Genomic DNA, 5,955 nt, shown 5'->3' on the forward strand with positions numbered 1-5,955 from the left:
TTCTTATACTATCAAATACTAAAAAGTCTTATGGGAATTCCACAAGACTTTTAATAGAGTTATATTGTTTCTATGAAATTATGATAAAAATTAAAGCGACTTATTAGTTCTTATAACTTCTTGATAGAGAATCGGTGACCACTTATCACTAATATAATCTTGGATAACCCAACCAACTCTTTTTGGATTCTCTTGTTTAATATATGCCGCGATCTCGGGATTTATATAAGACGCATAATAATATGGACTATTCCATGCTGTACCACCCGAAGACAAGCTTGTAAAATTAATATATAGATGATTTAAATCCTCGCTATTGTTCATCGTTTCATTGATTGTATCTTTAATAGATTTTACTTTCTCATCATAACTCACTTTATATTTATCTTGTACTGTTACATTTACATTTTTGTTTACAGTTGTGGTAAACGTCTCATTATCTGGCCAATAAAAATTATTATATCCTCCAGATTCATTACTGCCACTATATCTTTTTAGTAGTACAATTTTCCCACGAGCATCTCCAAGTTTTATATTTCCTTCTGTTTTTAAAAAGATAGGATCAACAAAATAATTTTTTTCAAACGTACTACTAAATGAATCTTCTGCCCCTTTCATATCCTCATACTCTTTTTTTAAAGACATAATAATTGTTTCACTCGGGTTATCTTTTAAAAATTGTTTCGCTTCATTTATGAATTCATGCAGTGTTACGTAAAGATATAATGGCCCATGATGAAGAACTATCGTATTATCATCTGTTAAACGTCCTCTTATATCAAAAATGCGAGCTCCATGGTCCATTTGATAGCGAAAATCATATTCTTGCGTCATTCCCCACACTTGCTTAATCGGATTTTGCAACTTGAACGTCCCACTATCGTGTGTTCCTGGAATTGAAATTCGTGCTAACGGAATATTATCAGGTATAGGTTGCATCCATTTCGACCAATTTTCAAGCTCATTAACAGAGCTAGCTGCAACTACTCTCTTATCATGTAAAGCAAATACAAATGTGATAAATATTGTACTACATATGAATAATTTCAAAATTAACTTCTTATTTCTCATTATTATCACTCTCTTTTTCTGTTTTTATATCAAACTTATTGAATATAATATAAGCTAGTTCATAAAAAATAAATAACATTCCATCAATATGAAATATTGCATAGAAGTAAAGTTAAAAAATCATTCACATATACTAAATTAGAAAAATTTAAAGGAACTTCATCTGAAGTTCCTTTTGCTTATTTTATGTTCAATACATATGAACCATCTTTATTCTCATATTTATAGACGTATAAATAATATTTTCCTGGCTTTGCATTATAAGTTCCTTTAACTACATTTCCTTCATTTTCACCATATGCTACATAGTTATTTAAATCTGATTCATGATGAAGTACCCATGTCATTCCGATATTTTGTTCATTTAGTAGAGAAATATTAATATTTTCCGGCGAGTCAATTTGGAAAGTAAATACATCTACTCTATCACTATTATGTAGCGTTCCTTTCACCGGTGTATGAAAGTTAACTTTATTTGCCTGTCTAGGCTCATTATTTGGTTCATTTTCTGTTACTTGTAATTCATTCCCACCGTTTGGTTTTCTTTGTTCATAGCCTAAGTTTACTAGTATAGACTTCAAATCTGGTAAAACACCAATTTTATCTGCATATGGATCTTTAGATTTTGTTCCTGTGCTCTGGTTGCTTAATATTGCTCTTAGTTCACTAGGTCTATATGGTTGTCCTAAATTTTCTTTAGCAATGCTTTGTACTAAAGTCGCTGCCCCAGCAATAATTGGCGAAGCACTAGATGTTCCGCTAAAGCTTGAAGTATAAAGATTTACAGCACTTCTACTTTGCTCGGCTGTAGTTGTATCTACATTTTCTCCCCATCCGTACACATCAATACGGCTTCCATAATTCGAAAACCACATACGTTCATGAGGGAAAGATGAAGAGCCAGCTCCTACCATAATTGCACCCGAATCTTTAAAATCTTTACTATTACGATTTAAGACTTGCTTACCCTTTCTATCTTTGAACTGATCTAAATCATTCCACCCATTTGCTCCAGCCTCTATAATTACAATTCCCTTATCTGTACCAGCACGAATTGCATCAAAAATATCTGGTTGTACTTCAACAGGTAAATATTTATCACCATATCCATCAAAGGATGCTTGCGCCTCTAACAATAAAACATCCCCAGCTTCTAACTGATTTACAGCGCTTAATATTGCATCAGCCGTATTATACTGTCCGTTATCTCTTATTTGAGAGATAACCTTTGCTTTCGCTTTTGGCGCAATCCCAATATTCCCGACTTCATTGTCCTCAGAGGATACAATTCCTAGTACAGACGTCCCATGACCGACATGCTGATTTATATTTCTTCCAGACATTAATTCAATATTTTGATGTAATAAATCCTCATGATTTAATAGCCATCCGTATTCCATATCAACAAAAGTGATACCATTTCCATTACCGCCTTGAACTCCCCAGGCGAAAGGCGCATTAATACCGTATGGGGCTGCTTCAAGATAACCTTGTTTTTTAAATCTAGGATTTTTATTAGGATTAAGAGCTACACTTGATGATTGCAATTCAGGTGGCATTATTTTCTCTTGTTTCTTCATATACGCATCTTCTATTAAAGAAGATGCCTTTAACTTATCTACTATTTCTTCTTCATACCCACTATTTTGATTTTGAAGAATATAGTAGTTTAATAAACTTGTAGATACATGATTAGGTGCTTTCACTTCAAGGTTTTGTATTTGTTCCGGGCTTACAGATGTGAATAAACGAGTAAATGTTACATCTGGATATTCTGTCAAAAGATCTTTTATTACTTTATCATTCGTTTGAGATTGTATTTGTTTTTCAATACCATCTTCATATGGAAAATCCAAATCTGCTTTAAATTTTACAATGATTTGCTTATCTGTTTCTTGTTCTATCCCTAATTTACTCTGCTGTTCTATAGAATCAGCATGTACACTATTGATAGTGCCTCCTGTTCCTAAAAGTGTTGTAATGATTACAGTTGACGCATACATTTTTTGAAATATTTTCATTACATCAATCCTCCTATTAATAATTATTAATCATTATATTAATATATAATGATTTTATTTCTATAACGTATTCCCTTTCTACTAAATAGATTATAGTAATCAGAAATATGAACTTCAATGTATTTTCATATGCAATATTTCATATTCTGACTCTACACTACACGAATATGAAACTTAAAGTGATTATTTATTTTATATGTGCTAATATACTTACATTAATATATTACGCATATAAACATTCTGAACTACATTACTTAATAGTTTCACCTTAATTTTTTCTTAGGAGGATTTACAATGAAATTACTAAAAATAAAACATATAATCCCTTTATCCGCGGCTGCAATTACATTCGTATGTAGTCAAAGTACAGCTGAAGCTTCTACCATTCATACAGTAAAAAAGAACGATACACTTTGGGGCATTAGTAAACAATACGGAGTTTCAATACAATCCATTAAACAGGCTAATAATAAAGGAAACGATAAAACCTTTATTGGCGAACAGTTACATATTCCAGGGTCCGTGAAATCAAATGAAATCACTGTTCCTCAAAACGCCAAGTCTGCGAGCATTTCTGGACAAATTATTTATCAAGTACAACCGGGGGATTCATTAGAAACGATAGCAAAGCGTTACAATGTCACCGTCCAATCTATAAAACAAATTAACAATACAGTCGGAAACAAGCTTTATACAGGACAACATTTAAAAATTAACTCAAGCATTTCACAAAAAGAAAAAGACTTAATGGCACGCTTAGTTACTGCTGAAGCAGGTGGCGAATCCTATAAAGGAAAAGTAGCAGTAGCAAAAGTTATACTAAATCGTGTAAATGCAAAAGGTTTTCCAAATACAATAACAGGTGTTATTTATGAACCTATTAAATACGGATATGCATTTACTCCTGTTACAGATGGCAGAATTAATCAGCCTGCAAGTGCAGAAGCAAAAATGGCTGTAGAAGAGGCTATCTCCACAAATGGAGTACATTCTGACTGGATTTATTTCTACAATCCAAAAACATCAACAGACAAGTGGATTACGACACGTCAAACAGTAGCAGTAATTGGTAACCATGTGTTTGCTAAATAAGATTTAAAATCATTAACAGACCTCTTCACTTAAAAGGTCTGTTTTTTTTCTATGTAAGATGTTATTAATCATATGACATAGTGATTTTTCAAACTATTTCTTCTTTCAAATAAAAATTTTTGTATTAACTCCACCACTCGGAGAAGTTAATACAGCATCAAGTTCAAAAACTCCCACTTTATTAATAAAAGCTATTTCTTAACTTCATAAAATTGTTATACACTAGAAAAATAAAAAACAAACTATTCGTTAGCAGGTGAAAGAATATGTATGATGTTACAATTATCGGCGCTGGAGTAAGTAGCATTTTTATGGCTTATTCACTAGCTAAAAGTAACAAAAAAGTTTTAATTCTTGATAAAGGTAAAGCGCTAGAAGATCGCCATTGTCCTTTAGACGAAGGAAAATTGTGTAATTGTACTACATGTGATAAATATTTCGGGTTTGGTGGTTTAGGAAGATCTGAAGGGAAATTTAATTATACAAACGGATTTGGCGGAGAACTTGAGCAAAAAGTCGGTAAAGAGGGCTTTATACAGCTCATGGCTGAAGTAGATGAAATTCTATGTCAGTTTGGTGGAAGTTCTGTCTCAAAATATTGTACTGAAAATTCAAGTCTCACTAAAAGAGCTGAAGCGTGTGGTTTACAAATGCTAACAACAGAAGTAAGACATCTTGGTACTCCCCTTTCCAATAACATTTTTCAGCAGCTCTATGAATTTTTACTGACGAAAATAAAGATCAAATTTCAAATAGATGTACAACATATTCTGAAACAGGAAGATTATTTTACAATAGAGACAAATCAAGGAACAGTTCAAACTAAGCAACTAGTATTTGCAACTGGGCGTTCAGGGGCCGATTGGTTAAAAGAAATATGCAGTTCTCTAAGTATTTCTCAGGAGCAAACACGTGTAGATTTAGGAATTAGAGTAGAAATGAAGGAACATCAATTACGTTCTATATTAAAAGATACTTTTGAAACAAAACTTTCTTATCAAGGTGAGCATTTCACAGCAACTACTTACTGTATGAATCCAAAAGGACGCATCATTCGAAAGTACGAAGAAGGTTTAGTTATGCCTGACGGTCAAAATTTTCGAGAGCAAGGAACTGGCACTTCTAATTTAAACTTCACTTTATTTATTCCTCGCTATTTTCCAACTCTCAAAGAAGCAAATGTATACGCAAGTTCAATTATTAAAGGCATTAACCAAGGACGAGATCGGATTGTTATACAGCGCTTAGAGGACTTATTAAAGAAACAACCTACGGCGGAAAACAGCATGGAACATAATCGTATACAACCTACACTACAGGGGGATTATGGAGATTTGAATCAAGAAGTTCCTCAATTATATATTGAAGGGCTGAAAGAATTTTTATTACGTTTAGAACAATTTATACAAGAGCCTATTGATCAACATACTTTACTATATGGAATTGACGGAAAGTTCTATGCTCCTACGATAAAAATCAATAACTCTTTTGAAACAAGTGTGCATGGACTATTTTTAGTTGGAGATTGTTCCGGCGTCACTCATTCCTTATCTCAAGCTGCTGCAAGTGGTCTGTATGTTGGAAAGTACTTATCTGACATTTAATTTCTATCATTAAGATGTCAGTCAAATATTTTCAATTCCAAAACACTTTTACTTATATATAGTAAAAGTGTTTTAATAATCCCTCCTATCCTTCCCGGCTAATGATTAACTGACAAAGAAACGGAATTTTACAAAATACATATGTAACATAACTGTATATTTAAAAC

4 protein-coding genes are annotated in these 5,955 nt (G+C 32.5%); 2 read left to right on the plus strand and 2 right to left on the minus strand.

Going from position 1 to position 5,955, the window contains the following annotated elements; translation table 11 throughout:
• Nucleotides 1-90: 90 nt before the first annotated feature.
• Nucleotides 91-1,071 carry a phosphatidylinositol diacylglycerol-lyase gene (gene plcA / locus DN403_RS29480; RefSeq protein WP_001244684.1) on the minus strand — a complete coding sequence of 327 codons (981 nt, stop codon included), beginning with the start codon at nt 1,069-1,071 and terminating at the stop codon, nt 91-93.
• Nucleotides 1,072-1,250: 179 nt separating this feature from the next.
• Nucleotides 1,251-3,092, minus strand: a complete 1,842-nt coding sequence (locus DN403_RS29485; protein ID WP_016077356.1) for a S8 family peptidase — start codon at nt 3,090-3,092, stop codon at nt 1,251-1,253.
• A 294-nt stretch (nt 3,093-3,386) separates the two neighbouring features.
• Here DN403_RS29485 and DN403_RS29490 point away from each other — a divergent pair, with 294 nt between their 5' ends.
• Both DN403_RS29490 and DN403_RS29495 read left to right on the plus strand, forming a co-directional pair.
• Entirely contained in the window at nt 3,387-4,184 is a 798-nt protein-coding gene (locus DN403_RS29490) for a cell wall hydrolase (protein ID WP_000771010.1), read from the plus strand.
• Between the two features lie 266 nt (nt 4,185-4,450).
• Nucleotides 4,451-5,788, plus strand: coding sequence for an NAD(P)/FAD-dependent oxidoreductase (locus DN403_RS29495; RefSeq protein ID WP_000272394.1), 1,338 nt, complete (start codon nt 4,451-4,453; stop codon nt 5,786-5,788).
• The last annotated feature ends 167 nt before the right edge of the window (nt 5,789-5,955 follow it).

The sequence above is a fragment of the Bacillus sp. AY2-1 genome (assembly GCF_008368965.1).
In the GTDB taxonomy this organism is placed as follows: domain Bacteria; phylum Bacillota; class Bacilli; order Bacillales; family Bacillaceae_G; genus Bacillus_A; species Bacillus_A thuringiensis_S.

What these genes read in the sequence shown, in the direction of transcription:
- plcA (WP_001244684.1), bottom strand. Translation starts at nt 1,071, where the DNA reads ATGAGAAATAAGAAGTTAATTTTGAAATTATTCATATGTAGTACAATA.
- DN403_RS29485 (WP_016077356.1), bottom strand. Translation starts at nt 3,092, where the DNA reads ATGAAAATATTTCAAAAAATGTATGCGTCAACTGTAATCATTACAACA.
- DN403_RS29490 (WP_000771010.1), top strand. Translation starts at nt 3,387, where the DNA reads ATGAAATTACTAAAAATAAAACATATAATCCCTTTATCCGCGGCTGCA.
- DN403_RS29495 (WP_000272394.1), top strand. Translation starts at nt 4,451, where the DNA reads ATGTATGATGTTACAATTATCGGCGCTGGAGTAAGTAGCATTTTTATG.